22 protein-coding genes are annotated in these 16,700 nt (G+C 45.7%); 16 read left to right on the top strand and 6 right to left on the bottom strand.

Going from position 1 to position 16,700, the window contains the following annotated elements; all coding sequences use genetic code 11:
• Nucleotides 1-66: 66 nt before the first annotated feature.
• The 6 genes from C1I38_RS09750 to C1I38_RS09725 all read left to right on the top strand — a co-directional run bounded on the left by C1I38_RS09750 (nt 67) and on the right by C1I38_RS09725 (nt 6,167).
• Entirely contained in the window at nt 67-591 is a 525-nt protein-coding gene (locus C1I38_RS09750; RefSeq protein ID WP_020491626.1) for an NUDIX hydrolase, read from the top strand.
• Nucleotides 592-717: 126 nt separating this feature from the next.
• A complete protein-coding gene (spoIIM, locus tag C1I38_RS09745; protein WP_026156310.1) occupies nt 718-1,317 on the top strand; it encodes a stage II sporulation protein M in 600 nt (199 codons plus the stop codon).
• A 99-nt stretch (nt 1,318-1,416) separates the two neighbouring features.
• The gene (gene xerD, locus C1I38_RS09740; RefSeq protein ID WP_119774876.1) at nt 1,417-2,388 is read left to right on the top strand and encodes a site-specific tyrosine recombinase XerD; all 972 of its coding nucleotides are present in this window, start codon (nt 1,417-1,419) and stop codon (nt 2,386-2,388) included.
• Nucleotides 2,357-3,541 (top strand): phosphopentomutase, encoded by a 1,185-nt coding sequence (locus tag C1I38_RS09735; protein WP_119774877.1) that lies wholly within the window; start codon nt 2,357-2,359, stop codon nt 3,539-3,541. Before xerD ends, C1I38_RS09735 begins: the two co-directional genes overlap by 32 nt.
• Nucleotides 3,534-4,367, top strand: a complete 834-nt coding sequence (locus C1I38_RS09730; protein WP_119774878.1) for a purine-nucleoside phosphorylase — start codon at nt 3,534-3,536, stop codon at nt 4,365-4,367. The genes C1I38_RS09735 and C1I38_RS09730 overlap by 8 nt, the downstream gene beginning before the upstream one ends.
• Nucleotides 4,368-4,865: 498 nt before the next feature.
• Complete coding sequence (locus tag C1I38_RS09725) at nt 4,866-6,167, top strand: pyrimidine-nucleoside phosphorylase (protein WP_119774879.1); 1,302 nt, start codon at nt 4,866-4,868, stop codon at nt 6,165-6,167.
• Nucleotides 6,168-6,175: 8 nt separating this feature from the next.
• On the opposite strand, the gene C1I38_RS09720 is transcribed toward C1I38_RS09725, so the two are convergent.
• Nucleotides 6,176-6,517, bottom strand: coding sequence for a helix-turn-helix domain-containing protein (locus tag C1I38_RS09720; RefSeq protein ID WP_119774880.1), 342 nt, complete (start codon nt 6,515-6,517; stop codon nt 6,176-6,178).
• A 156-nt stretch (nt 6,518-6,673) separates the two neighbouring features.
• Between C1I38_RS09720 and C1I38_RS09715 the strand changes: the two genes are divergently transcribed.
• From C1I38_RS09715 to C1I38_RS09705, 3 genes are all read left to right on the top strand, one after another.
• Nucleotides 6,674-7,066 carry a pyridoxamine 5'-phosphate oxidase family protein gene (locus C1I38_RS09715; protein ID WP_119774881.1) on the top strand — a complete coding sequence of 131 codons (393 nt, stop codon included), beginning with the start codon at nt 6,674-6,676 and terminating at the stop codon, nt 7,064-7,066.
• 190 nt (nt 7,067-7,256) lie between these two features.
• A complete protein-coding gene (locus tag C1I38_RS09710; protein ID WP_119774882.1) occupies nt 7,257-7,751 on the top strand; it encodes a CoA-binding protein in 495 nt (164 codons plus the stop codon).
• Nucleotides 7,752-7,843: 92 nt separating this feature from the next.
• On the top strand, nt 7,844-9,016 hold the full coding sequence (locus tag C1I38_RS09705; protein WP_119774883.1) for a D-alanyl-D-alanine carboxypeptidase family protein: 1,173 nt from the start codon (nt 7,844-7,846) through the stop codon (nt 9,014-9,016).
• Here the strand turns inward: C1I38_RS09705 and sigF are convergent.
• The 3 genes from sigF to C1I38_RS09690 are packed head-to-tail and all read right to left on the bottom strand — an operon-like array spanning nt 9,013 to nt 10,597.
• A complete protein-coding gene (sigF, locus tag C1I38_RS09700; protein WP_119774884.1) occupies nt 9,013-9,798 on the bottom strand; it encodes an RNA polymerase sporulation sigma factor SigF in 786 nt (261 codons plus the stop codon). The two genes, C1I38_RS09705 and sigF, sit on opposite strands and share 4 nt — an antisense overlap.
• A gap of 13 nt (nt 9,799-9,811) precedes the next feature.
• On the bottom strand, nt 9,812-10,249 hold the full coding sequence (gene spoIIAB / locus C1I38_RS09695) for an anti-sigma F factor (protein ID WP_119774885.1): 438 nt from the start codon (nt 10,247-10,249) through the stop codon (nt 9,812-9,814).
• Nucleotides 10,250-10,279: 30 nt separating this feature from the next.
• Nucleotides 10,280-10,597 (bottom strand): anti-sigma factor antagonist, encoded by a 318-nt coding sequence (locus tag C1I38_RS09690; protein ID WP_020491615.1) that lies wholly within the window; start codon nt 10,595-10,597, stop codon nt 10,280-10,282.
• 190 nt (nt 10,598-10,787) lie between these two features.
• Here C1I38_RS09690 and spoVAC point away from each other — a divergent pair, with 190 nt between their 5' ends.
• The 4 genes from spoVAC to C1I38_RS09670 are packed head-to-tail and all read left to right on the top strand — an operon-like array spanning nt 10,788 to nt 14,180.
• Nucleotides 10,788-11,258 carry a stage V sporulation protein AC gene (spoVAC, locus tag C1I38_RS09685; RefSeq protein ID WP_119774886.1) on the top strand — a complete coding sequence of 157 codons (471 nt, stop codon included), beginning with the start codon at nt 10,788-10,790 and terminating at the stop codon, nt 11,256-11,258.
• A gap of 22 nt (nt 11,259-11,280) precedes the next feature.
• Complete coding sequence (gene spoVAD / locus C1I38_RS09680) at nt 11,281-12,291, top strand: stage V sporulation protein AD (protein WP_119774887.1); 1,011 nt, start codon at nt 11,281-11,283, stop codon at nt 12,289-12,291.
• A gap of 13 nt (nt 12,292-12,304) precedes the next feature.
• Nucleotides 12,305-12,667: a stage V sporulation protein AE gene (spoVAE, locus tag C1I38_RS09675; protein ID WP_119774888.1), complete on the top strand. Its 363-nt coding sequence runs from the start codon at nt 12,305-12,307 to the stop codon at nt 12,665-12,667.
• Nucleotides 12,668-12,671: 4 nt separating this feature from the next.
• Nucleotides 12,672-14,180: a spore germination protein gene (locus C1I38_RS09670; protein WP_119774889.1), complete on the top strand. Its 1,509-nt coding sequence runs from the start codon at nt 12,672-12,674 to the stop codon at nt 14,178-14,180.
• 65 nt (nt 14,181-14,245) lie between these two features.
• On the opposite strand, the gene C1I38_RS09665 is transcribed toward C1I38_RS09670, so the two are convergent.
• Complete coding sequence (locus C1I38_RS09665) at nt 14,246-14,677, bottom strand: hypothetical protein (protein ID WP_207668620.1); 432 nt, start codon at nt 14,675-14,677, stop codon at nt 14,246-14,248.
• Nucleotides 14,678-14,890: 213 nt separating this feature from the next.
• On the opposite strand from C1I38_RS09665, the gene C1I38_RS09660 reads away from it, so the two are divergent.
• Nucleotides 14,891-15,157, top strand: coding sequence for a hypothetical protein (locus C1I38_RS09660; protein ID WP_119774890.1), 267 nt, complete (start codon nt 14,891-14,893; stop codon nt 15,155-15,157).
• Here C1I38_RS09660 and C1I38_RS14290 read toward each other — a convergent pair.
• Nucleotides 15,138-15,341, bottom strand: coding sequence for a DUF2922 domain-containing protein (locus tag C1I38_RS14290; RefSeq protein WP_243109304.1), 204 nt, complete (start codon nt 15,339-15,341; stop codon nt 15,138-15,140). The genes C1I38_RS09660 and C1I38_RS14290 overlap by 20 nt on opposite strands.
• Nucleotides 15,342-15,360: 19 nt before the next feature.
• On the opposite strand from C1I38_RS14290, the gene C1I38_RS14380 reads away from it, so the two are divergent.
• Nucleotides 15,361-16,038 (top strand): MFS transporter, encoded by a 678-nt coding sequence (locus tag C1I38_RS14380; RefSeq protein ID WP_282432368.1) that lies wholly within the window; start codon nt 15,361-15,363, stop codon nt 16,036-16,038.
• 74 nt (nt 16,039-16,112) lie between these two features.
• Complete coding sequence (locus C1I38_RS14375; protein ID WP_282432367.1) at nt 16,113-16,688, top strand: MFS transporter; 576 nt, start codon at nt 16,113-16,115, stop codon at nt 16,686-16,688.
• Nucleotides 16,689-16,700 lie beyond the last annotated feature (12 nt).

Genomic DNA, 16,700 nt, shown 5'->3' with positions numbered 1-16,700 from the left:
CGGTCCAAAATCCATTAATCAGGATAACTGATTTCATCTAATATTTTAGAACACAGGAGGTTCTTCATGGATAATAATGACCTGACAGAAAAATGTATTGCTGAACAGAGGGTATATTCCGGAAAGTTCATCAGTGTCAATCGGGATACAGTTGAACTCCCGAATGGAAAAACGTCCATTCGGGAAATTGTTAGGCATTCCGGTGCTGTAGCCATCGTGCCTGAACACGAAGGCAAGATCATAATGGTTCGCCAGTACCGCTATGCGCTGGCCAAGGAAACGCTGGAAATTCCAGCCGGGAAAATGGACCCGGGTGAAGACCCGGAAACTTGCGCCTTAAGAGAATTAAGGGAGGAAACAGGTTATCAAGGAGAACTAAACTATCTTGGCTCTTTTTATACATCACCGGGTTTTACCGATGAAATGATCCATATCTACCGGGCACAGCATCTGAGCTGGTCCCCTCTGGACTGTGATGACGATGAGTTTTTGAATGTCGTAGCTGTTCCAAGGGAACAGGCTCTGCAAATGGCAGGGAGCAGCGGATTCTTTGATGCCAAAACTGCCATTGGCCTGCTACTGGCGCTATAAACGAATAAAGATATTTTCAAAAATTTCCTCAGCGTTTTTACATGCATTTTAGCGTTGACAAGGTACTAGTCTTCTGCCTTCCTGAATATGATTTTCTTGAGGACAAGTCTTCAGGGAGGTAGAATGATGAAGAAAATGCTGTACGATCATATCAATCAGTACTGGGTTATCTATCTGACGCTCTGCTGCGTATTTTTAGCCGGAGGTGTTTTCGGAGCAGTTGGGGTCAGTTCATTGGGAATAGAAAAAGCGGAAGAACTAACCGGTTTCTTCAACAGCCTGCTCGGAGAACAACCAACTGCCATAGATACGTCATTCCTTCAGCAGCTAGCCAGGGATAACTTTATTATGATGGCGGGGATATGGATCCTTGGCTTGACGGTGATTGGAACTCCACTGGTATACCTGATCGTCTTTACGAGAGGATTTATCTTAGGTTTTACGGTTGTGTTTATTATTCAACTGAAAAAAATGATGGGTTTGGGCTTGGTCCTGTTTACGATTCTATTCCCATCGCTTCTGGCGGTTCCGTGTCTTCTGCTCGGAGCCGGTCTTGCGACTGTTTTCTCGCTTCTCCTGCTGCAGGGAAGGATGCGGGGTGATTTTCTAAAGAATAACTTTCTCCACTACTGTGGCATGGCCTTATTGATCTCCATCGCGGCTTTAGCCACAGGGTTACTACAAGGATATTTTACCATACTGGGAGCGCGCCTTTTCGGCTTATAGACAGGGGACAGCCTTATTTTTTAATTAATGTGAAACGATAATCCCTAAAGAAAAGGATAATTCCTCCTTGCGTAGAAATGAACTGCAGGGGGATATTTTATGTCTAAAGATAGCAAATTAAGGGATGATCTGTTAGAAGATTATCTGTACCATCTACGTGTTGAAAGAGGGCTTTCCGCAAATACCTGTTCCAATTACTGCAGGGATCTTTATAAATTTGTACTTTTTGTTCACGAAAATGACAGGACAGTTTTGCAGTGTAGTACTTCAGACCTGATCACTTTCATTCTGGACGAAAAGAAGCAGGGGAAATCTGCAAGAACACTGGCTAGGTATACGGCAGCTTTAAGAGGATTTTACGGATATTTGCTTCAGGAAGACAAAAGAAATGACGATCCAACGGTCTTTCTGCCGGCCCCGAAACTCGAACAAAAGCTGCCCCGCGTCTTGTCGGAGATCAATCTGACCAGGGCAATTGACCAGAATGATAATCAAAATGATCTCAGCAGTAGAGACCGGGCGATTGTCGAGGTTCTCTATGGGAGCGGGCTCAGGGTCTCAGAGCTGATTGGACTCAGCCTGAACGATATTTCCTATCATTTGGGATATATTCGCTGCCGGGGTAAAGGGAATAAAGAAAGAATCGTTCCTTTGGGTGAGCCCGGCATCCTTATCTTAAAGGCATACATTGATTCCACAAGGCAAACGCTGCTCACCCGCAACCCGAAACCAACAGCAGAAGCCAGGAATATCCTTTTTCTCAATTCACGCGGTAGACCGCTGACACGTCAGGGAGTCTGGCTGATTTTAAAAAAATGGGCGGCGGAAAATAATTTGAGTTCAGATATTTATCCGCATTTATTAAGACACAGTTTTGCAACACATTTGCTTGATAATGGTGCTGATTTGCGTTCGGTTCAAGAAATGCTTGGGCATGCCGATATATCGACCACTCAGATCTATACCCATTTAACGAAAAAACGCCTGTTGGATGTTTTCCGCAAATCACACCCGCGGGCTAAAAAAGGAGGAAATACAGATGGCTCGGGCGATATTGATCGTAATGGATAGCGTTGGCATCGGAGCAATGCCGGATGCAGCCCAATATGGCGATGAAGGAAGCAATACGCTGGCGAATATATCCAAGCAGGCAGGCGGATTGAAAATCCCGAATCTTCAGCGTATGGGTCTTGGCAATGCACGCGAAATTCCTTTTGTTTCTCCCCAAAACAATCCTTCCGCAAATTACGGGTTCATGGCTGAAAGATCAAAAGGCAAGGATACAATCACCGGCCATTGGGAAATGACCGGGATCATTCTGGATCAGGCTTTTCCAACTTTTCCGTCCGGCTTTCCTGATGATTTTATCAGAAGGTTTGAAGAACGAATCGGCCGGCTGACTTTAGGCAATGAGGTGGCATCCGGCACGGAAATTATGCAGCGCCTCGGGGCAGAGCATGTCAGGACTGGACAACCGATTGTTTATACCTCTGCCGATTCAGTATTCCAGATTGCAGCGCATGAGGAGGTTATTCCATTAAATGAGCTGATGGAGATATGCAGAATTGCCCGGGAAATGCTGCAGGGTGACTTACGGGTTGCCCGTGTCATTGCACGCCCTTTCATCGGCGAAACAGGCAATTACCAAAGAACACCAAACAGGCATGATTTTGCTGTGGATCCTCCGGAAAAAACACTGCTGGACAGGATTGTTGAAGCCGGGCAGAAAGTATTGGCAGTCGGCAAAATTAACGATATCTTTAATGGCAAAGGAATCAGTGAGCATGTCAGCTCTCATGGAAATGACGATGGAATCGCCAAGACCATCGAATATCTGCGGCGGGACGACGCAGGCTTAATTTTTACAAATCTTGTTGATTTTGATATGGTTTATGGACACCGCAATAATGTCAGGGGTTATGCCGAGGCCCTTGAGGCCTTTGATGCCAGAATTCCAGAAATAACTAGCATTCTTAAACAGGATGATATCCTATTTATTACGGCCGACCATGGCTGTGATCCGACGACAGTAAGCACAGATCATTCCCGGGAATACGTTCCGCTGCTTGTATACGGGCCGAAGCTGAAGCAGGGAGTGAATCTCGGACAGAGAGCCTGCTTTGCAGATCTTGGAGTGACCATTGCCGAATATTTGGGGGTACAGTCGATTGAAATCGGGACCAGTTTTTATACAGAATTGAAAGGAGAAAATCAGCATGATTAATGAACAAGTCATGACGATATGGCTGAATGATGCCCGTAATTTTCTGCTCAAGAAAATCTCATACATTCCTGAAATAGGCATTATTTTAGGTTCAGGTCTTGGCAAGCTGGCTGAACTTGTGGAAGATGCTGTCGTTATTCCGTACAGCGGAATCCCTCATTTTCCTGTGTCTACTGTTACAGGGCATTCCGGCAAGCTGATCGTCGGAACATTGGGAGACAGAAAGGTCATGGTTCTCCAGGGACGTTTCCATTATTACGAAGGTTATGAGATGCATGAAGTGACTTTCCCGGTCCGTCTGATGCAAACGATCGGGATGAAAGGTTTGGTCGTGACCAATGCCGCTGGAGGAATCAATTCGGATTACCGCCCCGGGGATCTGATCGTGATCAAAGACCATATCAACCTGATGGGAAGCAGTCCGCTGCGAGGAGCGAATCTCAGCAATCTTGGACCGCGTTTCCCGGATCTCAGTGAAGCCTATGACGGCAAATGGAGAGAGCTGGCACTATCCCTGATGAAGGAGTACGGCTTGAATCCCTGGCAGGGAGTCTATGCGGCGCTCAGCGGACCGAGCTATGAGACGCCTTCAGAGATTCGTTATTTAAGAACGATTGGAGCCGACCTTGTCGGAATGTCCACTGTACCGGAAGTCATTGTTGCGAATCATGGCGGGATGAAAGTGCTTGGCATCTCGTGTGTGACCAACATGGCCGCCGGAATATTAAAGCAAAAGCTTGACCATCAGGAGGTATTGGCGACGGCGGACCGGATTGAGGAGACGTTTCTGCGGTACATGAGGCAATTAATCGCGCTGCTGGACTGATGCATGCATTATAGGCATGATTTCATACCTGAAACCTCTTGAGATCGGTCTCAGTTTCCAATTTGCTTTAGGGTATGGTTCTATATGGAATTTCTCTTCGGGTAGGCCTGCGTGCCACAGCACCGCTCCTCGGCAGATAGCGCCCTCCTGGCGCTAACGGCCGCGCTGCGCAATCCTTGCTCCGCTTTTCGCGGAGCCGTGGCACGCAGACTGATCTGAGGGTTTTATTCAGCGCAGATAATCCAGATGATTGTTGAAAATACAGTTGTTCCAGTGATAACCTCAATTCTTGCAACAATGCCATAATAAAATGATTCTGCATCATGACATGCACAATAGACTTAAACTTATTATCAGTCTGGGTGTCACAACTCCGCGAGAAGCGGAGCACGATGCGGAGCGCGGCTATTTGCGCCACGGAGGGCGCAATAGCCGAAGAGCGGTGCTGTGACACACAGACCAGCCCCAAATAAATAGTAATAAGGCGGCATAAATACGATGAGAATGGTTGAGCTGATTGAAAAGAAGAAAAACGGCTATCCGCTTACGCGGGAGGAGATCAGGTTTATCGTTCAGGGTTATGTTCAAGGAAACATCCCAGACTATCAGGTCTCGGCGTGGACGATGGCGGTCTATTTTAAGGGGATGACCGTTCAGGAAACAGCGGAGCTGACCATGGCGATGGCGGAGAGCGGAGATCAGCTTAAACTGTCCCTTCCGGGGAAAGTATTTGTCGATAAGCACAGTTCCGGAGGCGTTGGGGATAAGACAACGCTGGTTGTTGCCCCGCTGGTAGCCGCTTGCGGCGTTCCGGTTGCCAAGATGTCCGGTAGAGGCCTCGGGCACACTGGGGGAACCATTGACAAACTCTCCGCTATTCCGGGATTCCGGGTCGAATTAGGAGAACAGGAGTTCCTTGAGCAGGTAGGCAGGATTGGCTTAGCGGTCGTCGCCCAAACCGGTAGCATGGTTCCAGCAGATAAAAAACTTTATGCTTTACGGGATGTTACGGCAACGGTCGATTCGATTCCGATGATTGCTTCTTCCATCATGAGCAAAAAGATTGCCGCCGGCGCCCAGGGGATTGTGCTGGATGTAAAATACGGCTCAGGCGCTTTTATGGCGACGTTGGAAGAAGCTAAAACACTGGCGGATATCATGGTTGGGATCGGCAAAAATCTGGGCAGGGATATGGCGGCGGTCCTGAGCAGGATGGACCAGCCGCTCGGGAGGGCCGTCGGCAACAGTCTTGAAGTTCTTGAGGCCATTGACTGTCTGCAGGGCAAAGGACCTGATGATTTAATGGAAGTGTGTCTGGAACTGGCAAGCTGGATGCTTGTGCTCGGGAAGAAAGCTGCTACAATCACGGAAGCTGGAGAGATCCTGAAAGATACACTGCAGAGCGGCAGGGCCTGGGAGAAGTTTTTGGCGTTTGTTCAAGCCCAGGGAGGCGATACGGCCGTGCTGCATGCCAAAAACCTGCCCCTGGCTTCAGAAAAAATTGTTTATAAAGCCGAAAGAGCAGGTTATATTCAACATATTGATGCCCGGAAGATTGGGCTTCTGGCCATGGCTCTCGGGGCCGGCCGGGAAACGAAAGACAGTGCAATCGACCTTGGCGCAGGTGTTTATCTGTTGAAAAAGGCCGGTGACGCAGTGCAAGCCGGTGAACCATTATGCATGCTGTATACTTCTTCTGCCGAAAAAAGTTCGCTTGGATTGGCAAAGGCTGCAGCGGCGATTACAATTGACGAAGAAAAGCCGCTGCTTAAACCGACGGTTTCGACAGTGATCCGCTAAAAAGACCGTTATTTTTTATATTCGGACATCTGGGCGATGAACTTATTGCCGAAAACTTCAAACTGCTCTAATACGGGAATAAATTCCTGGCCGATCTTACTAAGGGAATACTCGACTTTTGGCGGTACTTCCGGATAAACATAGCGGTCAATCATACCGAACTCTTCGAGAAATCTCAACTGTTTGGTCAGTGTGGCCTGGGTGATGCCCGGGATCTTGCGCTGCAATTCACCAAAGCGATGGGTCTTTTCTCTGAGATGCTTAATAATCAGAATGGACCATTTTCCGGAAAAAATTTTTTGGGCGGTAAAGTACGGACATTTGCCAAACAAATTGATTTCTTGTTCCATTTTTTTACTCCACTTCTTATTAATATCACGTTTACACCTATAGTATCTATTTGGATACTTATAACAGAAAAAAATCGTACTTGTTCAATATTTGATATCTGTTATTATGATGATACATCACGATTATAACGTGTTATTTTGAAAGGAGTCAAGATCATGAAGTCAATTGCCCAGTTTCTGTCTGATGCCAAAACATTTTACCTTGCTACAGCAGACGGTGATCAGCCGCATGTCCGTCCGTTCGGCGCTGTCGCAGAGTATGACGGGAAAACGTACATTTGCACCAATAATCAAAAAAATGTCTTTGCCCAATTACTGAAGAACCCGAAAGTCGAAATTTCCGGAATGGTTGGGGACAAATGGATCCGACTCGTCGGGAAAGTAGCCGTTGACCCGCGCCCTGAAGCACGTGAGGCGATGTTCGAAGCCAATCCGAGTTTAAGAAATATGTACAAGTGCGATGACGGCCTTTGTGAGGTCCTGTACTTCACTGAAGCCACAGCGTCGATTCATTCTTTCACCGCAGACCCGGTAGAGTTCACAATTTGAGAATTATTACAGAACCTAAAATACGTAATCTGACTTAAACAAAAAAAGACTTGAACTGTAAAAGGTTCAGGTCTCTTTGTGTTTTCAGGCAATTTTTACATGCTTATGTCATAGACTATTCTTGAACAACAGCGATTTGACGTTTCTTGTAAAGATTAATTTTATACGAACGTTGACTGGAGTGGGGCCGATGAAAGAAGCTAAGAAGATCTATGAGTTTTCCGGCAGTCTGAATACAAGCATGCGGTATGCTGTTTATGCCGATTCTCATCGTTTTTTGAAGCATAAGCATGCCTGGAAAGCAGCTCACTGTCTTAAGAGTTTTGGCTGCAGGGTTTACCTGGTTGCTCCTGATTTGAAAACAAAAACATTTGAAGGGAGCAGGGTTTATCCGGATTTAAACGCGCTAAAGGGTAAAGTTGATGTTGTGGTTCCGTGCCTCAGGGCGGAGCTGATTCAGAACATTGTCGTGGAAGCTGCGGAATGCGAGGCCAAAGCAATTTGGTTCCAGGAACAGAATTGGACTCCCGAATTTGATGCAGCGTGCCGGGAGAATGGAATCGAAGTTGTTCGCGGGTGTGTTTTGAAACATAAAATTTATCCAAGGCCGTTCGCATACCTGAATCCTTGTTATTGGCACGGCCGGAAAGTGAATAAAGTACCGGGAAAGTACCAGCGGATTTAATCATATCTAAGATTATTGAAAACATAACATGATTTGATTTGATAAGGGCATACTAAAACAACAAATATAACTTTAGCTTGGGAGGTTTTCGTATGCCTAAATTTTGTTTACGGATGCTGACAGCGGTCCTAGCCGCGGCATGTTTGCTCGGATGGATGACGGCGCCGGTCAAGGCTGCAAATATTGAGACAGCTGCTGAAAGCGCGATTCTTATGGATGCGGCAACGGGCAAAATTCTTTATGAGAAGAATGCTCATAAAGAACTGCCTCCGGCAAGCGTTACGAAGCTGATGACAATGCTACTGGCAGCAGAAGCTGTCGAAGGGGGCAAAGTCAAATTGACCGATACGGTGACTGCGAGTGAGAATGCTTCTTCTCTCGGCGGATCGCAAATCTATCTCGAGCCGGGAGAGAAGTTTACGTTAAAAGAACTTTTAATTTCGATCGCAGTAGGGTCGGCGAACGATGCCTGCGTGGCTGTTGCGGAACATATCTCAGGGACCCATGAGGAATTTGTGGATTTGATGAACAGAAAGGCCAAGGAATTAGGACTGAAGAATACCCATTTTGCCAATGCATACGGACTGCCGGCGGAGGGGCATTACACGAGTGCCTACGATCTGGCAGTTTTGGGCAGGGAAGCGCTCAAATACCCGCTGGTATCAGAATTGACATCCATGAAGGAATATGAACTGCGCAACGGTGAGTTTAAATTGTGGAACACCAATAAACTTTTATGGTGGTATGAGGGAACGGATGGATTTAAGACCGGTTGGACGCAGGAAGCAAAATACTGTTTAGCCTCAACTGTAAAAAGAGATGGCCTGAGACTGATCTGTGTTGTCATGGGAGTTCCACAGGTCAGAGGCCATTTTCAAGAGTCTATGAAGATTTATAATTATGGATTTGCTAATTACGTTTATAAAGAATTTGCTCCTGCCGGTTCTAAACAAGGAGAAGTTATTGTTCATAAAGGGAAGCTCCAAACAGTTGACCTTATCTGTCAGAAAGCTGTCGGCTTGTGTGTTGAGAAAGGGAAGGAGAAGGAATGCCGGACTGAAACCAGGTATTTTGCAAACCCGGTATCTGCACCAATCACTAAGGGACAGCAGCTCGGAGAAATGATTATTTATTGCGGTCAGAAAGAAGCTGACAGCATAAAGCTTGTAGCTGCAGAATCAGTTGAAAAAGCAGGACTGCTGGAGATGTTCAAGCGCACGGTTCATCAGTCCTACAGCATGGCCCCGCCGATTTATGCCAACTAAAGTTCAGGCGGATTGTCGTTCAGAATCTGCTTTAAATGAAGCAAGGCAGCACGTTCGATCCTGGAAATCTGTACCTGGGAGAGGTTCATGATTTTAGCAATTTCATTTTGCGTTTTATCTTCAAAGAACCGCTGATACAGAACCTCTTTCTCTCTTCCGGGCAGTTTATCAAGGACTTCCTGTAGGGCAATTTTTTCAAACCATCCCGGATTGGTATCCTTTTCCTGCGGAATTTGATCAATCACATAAATAGGATCAGAATCGTCCTGATAAAGCGTATCATGGATTGACGACGGGCTTTGCACTGCTTCGAGGGCGAGTATGATATCCTCGCTCGGTGTGCCGATATCTTCGGCGATTTCATTGATCGTGGGTTCCCTGTTTAATTCTGAGGAAAGTTTTTCCCGGGAACGGTTGATCTTGTAAACCAGTTCTTTATAAGAACGTGGAACTTTAATCGGATGGTCATCTCTCAAAAATCTTCGAATTTCGCCAATAATCATCGGTACGGCGTACGTGGAAAATTTAACGCCGTACGAGAAATCAAATTTATCAATGGCTTTGATGAGGCCGATGGTACCGATCTGAAAGAGATCCTCCAGATCATATCCCCTGTGGGAAAAACGTTGGATCATATTAAAAATGAGCTTCAAATTACAATTGACCAAACGCTCCCGGGCATCGATGTCACCATTTTGGGCTTTGTGTAGAAGCTCCATCATTTCTTGTTCGGAGAGCAGGGGGAAACGGGGCAGGTTCATATCTGAAAGTCGCTGAATCATCTTCACACCCCCTCTAATGAGAGGATGGACGGTTGTGGTTTAAGTATTTCACCATCAATACTTTGGTTCCCTTGTTCACTTCAGATTCGACTCGCAGTTCATCCATGAAGGACTGCATAAAAACAAAACCAAGTCCCATTCTGTCGGGGTCCGTAGAATATGAAGCCTGCATGGCTTGATTTACATCGGGGATGCCGCAGCCGTTATCGGTTACCTGAATAGAAATTCTTGTTTCATCTGCCTCCAGTTCCAACGTGACAAAATGATTAGGCACATTGCTGTAACCATGGATGATTGCGTTGGAAACTGCTTCAGAGACAGCAACCTTCAATTCTTCAAGCTCGTTTAAGGCCAAATCCATTTGGGCTCCAAGCGAAGAGGCCAGCATGCGGGCAATTGTTACATTCTGCGGCAGACTCGAGAATGTTAGGATCATTTTATTGACTTCCATTGATTTTTCCCCTTTCAACTCCGAATTGGTTTATACGGCAGGTTCTTTTGGTAAAAATTCTATAATTTTGGGAAGCCCCGACAGTTCCATAATCCGGTAAATATGCGGCGGAGCATTGGCAATTTTAAGCTTTCCTTCGAGAGGAAGCAGTTTTTTATATCGTCCTAAAATAACTCCCAGACCGGAACTGTCAATGAAACGAAGATCATCCAGATGCAGGATCACCGTTTTGATTCCTTTTCTTTCTATTTCCAAGTCAATCACGGATTTTAACTCATTGGCATTCTTCATATCAAGTTCACCTTCAAGATATAAATGAAGGGTTTGTCGTTCAATTCTTTTTTTCATTGATGCACGCTCCTTATTACAAGTCGTTAAATCTATCTTCGACATCACCCAGATATTTCCTTCGTGCTATATTTTAAAAATATTGGTATATCCTGAAGTAAAGTTAAAAAAACGGATAAAACATTTGACAATACTTGAATTTCTTAGCGGAAAACCGGGAATTATTAATCAAAAAAAGGGGTGAAAATCATTGTCGGAAGTTAAACTCCGTCCGCCATCGATTGCGGTAACCCAAGAGGAATATAAACAATTAACTGAAAAGCTTTCGCCAAAACCAACAGTTTTGAAAAATGTACTGTCGGCTTTTATTGTCGGTGGAATCATTTGCAGCTTGGGCCAGGTGATTGTCAATTTTTACATGAATTATGTCGGGTTGGCTAAAACAGCTGCTCAGACAGCGGGAACAGCGACACTGATCGTTATAGGGGCTCTTTTGACCGGTCTCGGTGTTTATGACACGATCGTCAAATATGGGGGAGCCGGAGGGATCATTCCTGTGACCGGTTTTGCGAATTCGATGGTTTCACCGGCACTTGAATACAAGAGAGAAGGGTATGTGTTTGGAGTAGGCGGTAAGCTTTTTACAATTGCCGGTCCAATTTTGGTTTATGGGATTATAAGTTCAATCATTGTTGGCTTGATCTATTTATGGATCAGATAATCACGGAAAGGAGAAAAACATTTTGAATTCCAAAAGAGTAGGCAACCAGACGGTTGTATTTGGTCAGCCGCCGGTTATTCTAGCTGGGTATAACGTTGTCGGACCCAAGGAAGGCCAGGGTCCGTTAAAAGATACCTTTGACATGGTCCTGAAGGACAATTACGCGAGTGAAAAAACTTGGGAAAAAACAGAAATGAAAATGCTGGAGACTTCCATGACGAAGGTTGCAGCCAAAGCAAATGTCCCGCTGGATTCCGTGGATTATAACCTGGCAGGGGATCTGCTGAACCAGATTATTTCTTCCAACTATGCTGCCAGACAAGTCGGCCTTCCATTTATCGGTCTCTATGGCGCCTGCTCAACAATGGCGCTTTCCTCTGCCCTGGGGACGATGCTGATTGACGGCGGGTTCGCGTCTAAAGTGCTATGCAGCGCATCGAGTCATCATGAGACAGCGGAGAGACAATACCGTTTTCCAAATGAGCATGGCAACCAGAGAGCAATGTATGCCCAGTGGACGGTAACAGGAGCAGGCAGCATCCTTCTGGCTGATCAAGGAGAAGGGCCCAAAATCACAAGTGCAACAATTGGCCGGGTCTTAGACTACGGTGAAACTGATACCAACAATATGGGTGCGGCCATGGCACCGGCAGTTGCCGACACCATCCTGAATCATTTTCAGGACCTTAACCGTCAGCCGGACTATTATGACTTGATCATTACCGGAGACCTCGGGACGGTCGGGCTTCAACTCTTACTTGAGGTTTTAAAACGAAGCGGCCTGCGGCTGTCCAATAATTTCTCAGATTGCGGCACGCTGATTTACAGCAGCGAACAGGATACACATGCGGGCGGGAGCGGATGCGGCTGTTCCGCAGTCGTCCTGACAGGGTATCTTTTGAATAAACTGAAAAGCCGGGAACTGCAAAAAATCTTGTTTGTCGGCAGCGGCAGCCTTCATAGTTCTGTATCGTCCCAACAGGGCGAATCCATGCCGGCAATTGGTCATGCTGTGTCAATTGAAATGAGTTAAGGGAGGTCTTTTGATGCTAAATAACATTTTACCTGCTTTTCTGGTTGGCGGACTCCTGTGCGTCGCCGGACAGCTGCTGATGGATTTGACGAAAGCCAAAATTACGCCGGCACATGTGCTGGTTGGGTACGTGACCGGTGGGGTTATTCTGGGCGGACTGGGGCTATATGAACCACTGATCAAGCTCGGAGGTGCCGGCGCAACCGTGCCGCTTTCGGGTTTTGGCTATACGCTGGTCAAAGGTGCGATCGAAGGAGCACAAAGCGGCGGTATACTCGGGGTTCTGGCCGGCGGTGTTCAGACCGCTGCAACAGGAATTGCTGTTGCGGTACTGTTCGGCTATCTGACAGCAATTGTATTTAATCCGAAAGGTTGATGAAATGAGCTCTACAGCTGAAACCACAATGAGTATTTCCAAAAACTATCAAGAAAACGTCAATTATTTGAATCAAAAACTTGGTGTACCTGAAAGCTTTGACATTGTGCTCCGGGAAATGAACATCGGCGGCAAAAAAATCGCGATTTATTCCGTCAATGGAATGGTAAATAGACCTGCCAGCAATCTGATCCTGGAAGTGCTTTCGCAGCTCGAACGCGCGGAACTCGCCGTGAATGCGGTAGACAAACTTGTGAAGTCAAAGATCATTGACCTGCAGGTTTCAGAAGTCGAAGCCATGGATGAAGTCATCTACTTTCTGTTATCCGGAACGATGGCAATACTTATTGAGGGGAGAACTGAGGCTATCATTGTGGATGTCAGGAGTTACCCGGGCCGCATGCCGGAGGAACCGGATATTGAGCGGGTAACAAGGGGTTCGCGCGATGGTTTTACGGAGACGCTGGTTTTTAATACGATCCTGATCCGCCGCCGTCTGCGTGACCCGGGCTTAAGGATGAAGCTGGTGAAAGCAGGCAGCCGTTCTAAAACGGATGTCTGCATTGCCTATATTGAAGATATTACAAATCCCAAAATGGTGGAGTATATTGAAAAAGAAATCAAGAATATCAAAATTGACGGTATCCCAATGGCGGAAAAGACGGTTGAAGAATTTATCCTCGGCAGCAAATTCTGGAATCCGTTTCCAAGGGTCAGATACACGGAAAGACCTGACGTAGCTGCAATTCATCTGCTCGAAGGCAATGTCATCGTGATGGTCGACACTTCCCCGAGTATTATCATCGCGCCGTGTACGTTATGGCACCATGTCCAGCACGCGGAAGAATACCGCCAAGAGCCGGTTGTGGGTATGTATTTGCGGTGGGTAAGATTTTTCGCCATCTTTCTGTCCGTTTTTATCACGCCGTTATGGCTGGCAGCGGCACTGAATCCGCAACTTCTTCCTGATGCGCTTAAGTTTATCGGAGTTCAAAAGCCGGCGAGAGTCCCTCTATTATTTCAGGTGCTGATGGGGGAATTGTCAATTGATATGCTGAGGATGGCCGCTATCCATACTCCGACGCCTCTGGCTACAGCTCTGGGTTTAATCTCAGTGTTCATGATGGGAGATGTGGCGATAAAGGTCGGTTTGTTTACCCCGGAAGTCGTCATGTATATCGCCATTGCCGCAGTCGGAACCTTCGCGACGCCAAGTTATGAACTGGCTCAGGCCAACAGGCTTGTCCGTTTATTCCTTGTACTGGCTGCCGGACTGTTTAATTTTTGGGGACTGGGTGCAGGCGTCTTGCTTGTTTTATTCATTTTGCTGCGGACCAACTCCTTCGGTGTACCCTATCTTTGGCCTTTAATTCCGCCTGATATAAAAGCCTTACAGACAATTCTGTTGCGTAATCCGGTTCCGATCAATAACCTTAGACCCAGTATTTTTAAACCCAAGGACCGGATCAGACAGCCCAAGGATAGACAGCCGAAAGAAAGAACAAATCCGTAATGATAGATAGCAGGCAAGGAGCTGCAAGGCTACAGACGGTCTCATGCCGCAATGGAATGGACGGACTAGTGCTGCGATGCTGCGGAAGGCAGGGAGCGGCTCGGACGAACAAACACCAAGTCCAGGGAAACAAGAAGTAAAATAGCGATCAGGATCTTATTCAGATTATTTGCAGAGATATTCACCTGCGAGGCAACAGGCATCGGATAACCGTTCAGAAAAGAACTTGTCGAATTTGAAGAGGGGAGAACTGGACTTCGTAGAACCGGACTTGGCAGGACAGGGACCTGCAAGGTCATAACCGGTAGGTTTGCAGAGGTTAGAACCATACCAGGTAAAAATGCTGTTTGAAGTACGGAGCTTGGCTGTCCTGTCTGGGAATGCGGGTAAAAAATTTTCCGTGAATTACCGTAATTCCTGTTAGCCAAAGAAAAATAACGCGGATCGTTTACAGCTGACAGATATGACATGTGTTTATTGAATAACGTATTGCTCATATTGATCTCCCTCAATTGACTCGTACCCGATACCCGTGCCATGTCAACGCTAAAGCGTAAATATCCTGACGACAGATTTGGTTTGGAGACATTTAAACCCGCAAAAATATGATAAGATAAAGAAAGAATATTTTGATTGACCATGCTAAGGTATTATACGAAATGAGTTACCATTATGATACAAAAGTGGTAATTTATGAGGAGTGATAAATTGTGATTATAGGGTTTGGTTTTGGAAGTCCACTGACGGCACTTTTGATGTTGGTCGTCACAGCGTCACTGTCTTATTTTTTCTTTAAAGCAATTAGGGGACGGCAGAACGGTGACTGGACTGGAGGGGGGGACAGTGACATCTCAGAACTCAGGCGGAGAAAACGTGCCCATTATTATGAACAAAGACAAAGGGCCAGGGAATTAATGGACGAATATGATCTGACCGATCAGGAAATTGAGGAGAGAATTAACCGGGAGTTGCGTTAACACTGGTAGTTGTATCAATAACCTTAATATCCCGTATTTCGGTCAGCGCGCCGCTGGGCGCAAGGAATATATCCCTGGCAATAAGCAAATCCATAACGGCAATGGTTTCACCTCCTTTTCTCCGGATTGACAGGCCGCTTGAATGCGGCTTGTCCGTATAGTCTAATTTAAAGATTAGGATCAATAAAAAGGAGGTGAGTTAGTTGAGCACTGTAAATGTCCTAAAAACCATTGGCCAAAGTAAAATGAATAAATTTTTTGTTATCGTGGCGGTATTAGCTTTCTTGGGTCTATTATTTGATGGATACGCTCAGGGGGTTTACAGTACTTCCCTTCCTTCGCTGATTCAAGATACTGGTATTGAGCCAACAGTTTTTGGCCTAATTGGTAGTTATACACTATATGGAATGATTGCCGGCGGAATAATATTTGGAATGTTAGTTGATAAAATAGGTAATAAAAAAGTATTCATGTTAGCTATTGGCTTTTACGCGATGTTCACAGGTCTGATGGGAACTGCAACAACAGTATGGCAGTTTTCTTTATACCAAGTTTTAACAGGAATGGGTGCTGCCGGAATTGCCCCAGTTACCTTTGCTATGCTTGCTGAATATAGTCCTTTAAAAAATCGTATTCAATTGATTAACACGACGACTCTGGGAATGCCGCTTGGAAGAATGTTGAGCACTTTGGCAGGTATGGCTATTTTGCCATCGTTTGGGTGGAGACCAATGTTTCTGATTGGTTTTATTCCCCTGATTTTGATTGTTTTCTGTATTTTTTACTTACCTGAATCTATGCAAAAATTGATAAAAGACGATAAAAGAGAAAAAATTCAAAAGATCTTAAAATTAGTTGCCCCTGAATACATCCTAGCATAGACGAGCAATACGAAACAGAAATCCGTCCTTCCGACAAAGGATCATTCCTAAGTCTATTTAGAAACGGCATGGCTGTGAATACTATTTTATATTGGTTAATCATGGCACTATGTATGTTTATCATTTACCGCTTAGTAACATGGCTGCCTAAAATGATGATGGGTGCAGGATATAACTTAGGATCCAGTCTCATGTTCTTTTTTTTCACTTTCATCCTCGGGTCAATACCTGGTATCCTTCTATCGGGTCCGTTAGCCAATAAAATTGGACTTAAAGATACACTATCCTTATATGCAGCGGTTCCTGCCCTTGTTGTTCTGCTTTTGATGCTGAAACTAGATACAATTCTGGTATCAATTGTTCTGTTTGTCCTTGGAGCTGGTATGTATGGGTTATTGGGATTGACCTTTACATTCATATCAGTCAGTTACCCACTTGCCTTCCGTGGAACTGGATTAGGATGGGCCAATGCTGTGGGGCGTTTCGGCGGATCTTTCGCACCGGTGACTGGAGGGATGTTGATAGCCCAAGAGGCATCTTTGATAATGTACTTTATCGTATTCGCAACGGTGCCGTTTCTTTTGATAATGATCTGTGTTGTGGTTTCTCAACTAATCGCTAAGAAAGCTGCAGCTTCCATTAACAGATAGAAATAGTTCAAA

Source organism: Dehalobacter sp. 12DCB1 (assembly GCF_004343605.1).
Lineage (GTDB): Bacteria > Bacillota > Desulfitobacteriia > Desulfitobacteriales > Syntrophobotulaceae > Dehalobacter.
Note: the sequence above shows the minus strand (reverse complement) of the source record. Positions and strands in the feature narration are given on the sequence as shown.

Excerpts from the sequence above, each read along its gene's own strand:
- C1I38_RS09750 (WP_020491626.1), top strand. The coding sequence starts at position 67 with ATGGATAATAATGACCTGACAGAAAAATGTATTGCTGAACAGAGGGTA.
- spoIIM (WP_026156310.1), top strand. The coding sequence starts at position 718 with ATGAAGAAAATGCTGTACGATCATATCAATCAGTACTGGGTTATCTAT.
- xerD (WP_119774876.1), top strand. The coding sequence starts at position 1,417 with ATGTCTAAAGATAGCAAATTAAGGGATGATCTGTTAGAAGATTATCTG.
- C1I38_RS09735 (WP_119774877.1), top strand. The coding sequence starts at position 2,357 with ATGGCTCGGGCGATATTGATCGTAATGGATAGCGTTGGCATCGGAGCA.
- C1I38_RS09730 (WP_119774878.1), top strand. The coding sequence starts at position 3,534 with ATGATTAATGAACAAGTCATGACGATATGGCTGAATGATGCCCGTAAT.
- C1I38_RS09725 (WP_119774879.1), top strand. The coding sequence starts at position 4,866 with ATGAGAATGGTTGAGCTGATTGAAAAGAAGAAAAACGGCTATCCGCTT.
- C1I38_RS09720 (WP_119774880.1), bottom strand. The coding sequence starts at position 6,517 with ATGGAACAAGAAATCAATTTGTTTGGCAAATGTCCGTACTTTACCGCC.
- C1I38_RS09715 (WP_119774881.1), top strand. The coding sequence starts at position 6,674 with ATGAAGTCAATTGCCCAGTTTCTGTCTGATGCCAAAACATTTTACCTT.
- C1I38_RS09710 (WP_119774882.1), top strand. The coding sequence starts at position 7,257 with ATGAAAGAAGCTAAGAAGATCTATGAGTTTTCCGGCAGTCTGAATACA.
- C1I38_RS09705 (WP_119774883.1), top strand. The coding sequence starts at position 7,844 with ATGCCTAAATTTTGTTTACGGATGCTGACAGCGGTCCTAGCCGCGGCA.
- sigF (WP_119774884.1), bottom strand. The coding sequence starts at position 9,798 with ATGATTCAGCGACTTTCAGATATGAACCTGCCCCGTTTCCCCCTGCTC.
- spoIIAB (WP_119774885.1), bottom strand. The coding sequence starts at position 10,249 with ATGGAAGTCAATAAAATGATCCTAACATTCTCGAGTCTGCCGCAGAAT.
- C1I38_RS09690 (WP_020491615.1), bottom strand. The coding sequence starts at position 10,597 with ATGAAAAAAAGAATTGAACGACAAACCCTTCATTTATATCTTGAAGGT.
- spoVAE (WP_119774888.1), top strand. The coding sequence starts at position 12,305 with ATGCTAAATAACATTTTACCTGCTTTTCTGGTTGGCGGACTCCTGTGC.
- C1I38_RS09670 (WP_119774889.1), top strand. The coding sequence starts at position 12,672 with ATGAGCTCTACAGCTGAAACCACAATGAGTATTTCCAAAAACTATCAA.
- C1I38_RS09665 (WP_207668620.1), bottom strand. The coding sequence starts at position 14,677 with ATGAGCAATACGTTATTCAATAAACACATGTCATATCTGTCAGCTGTA.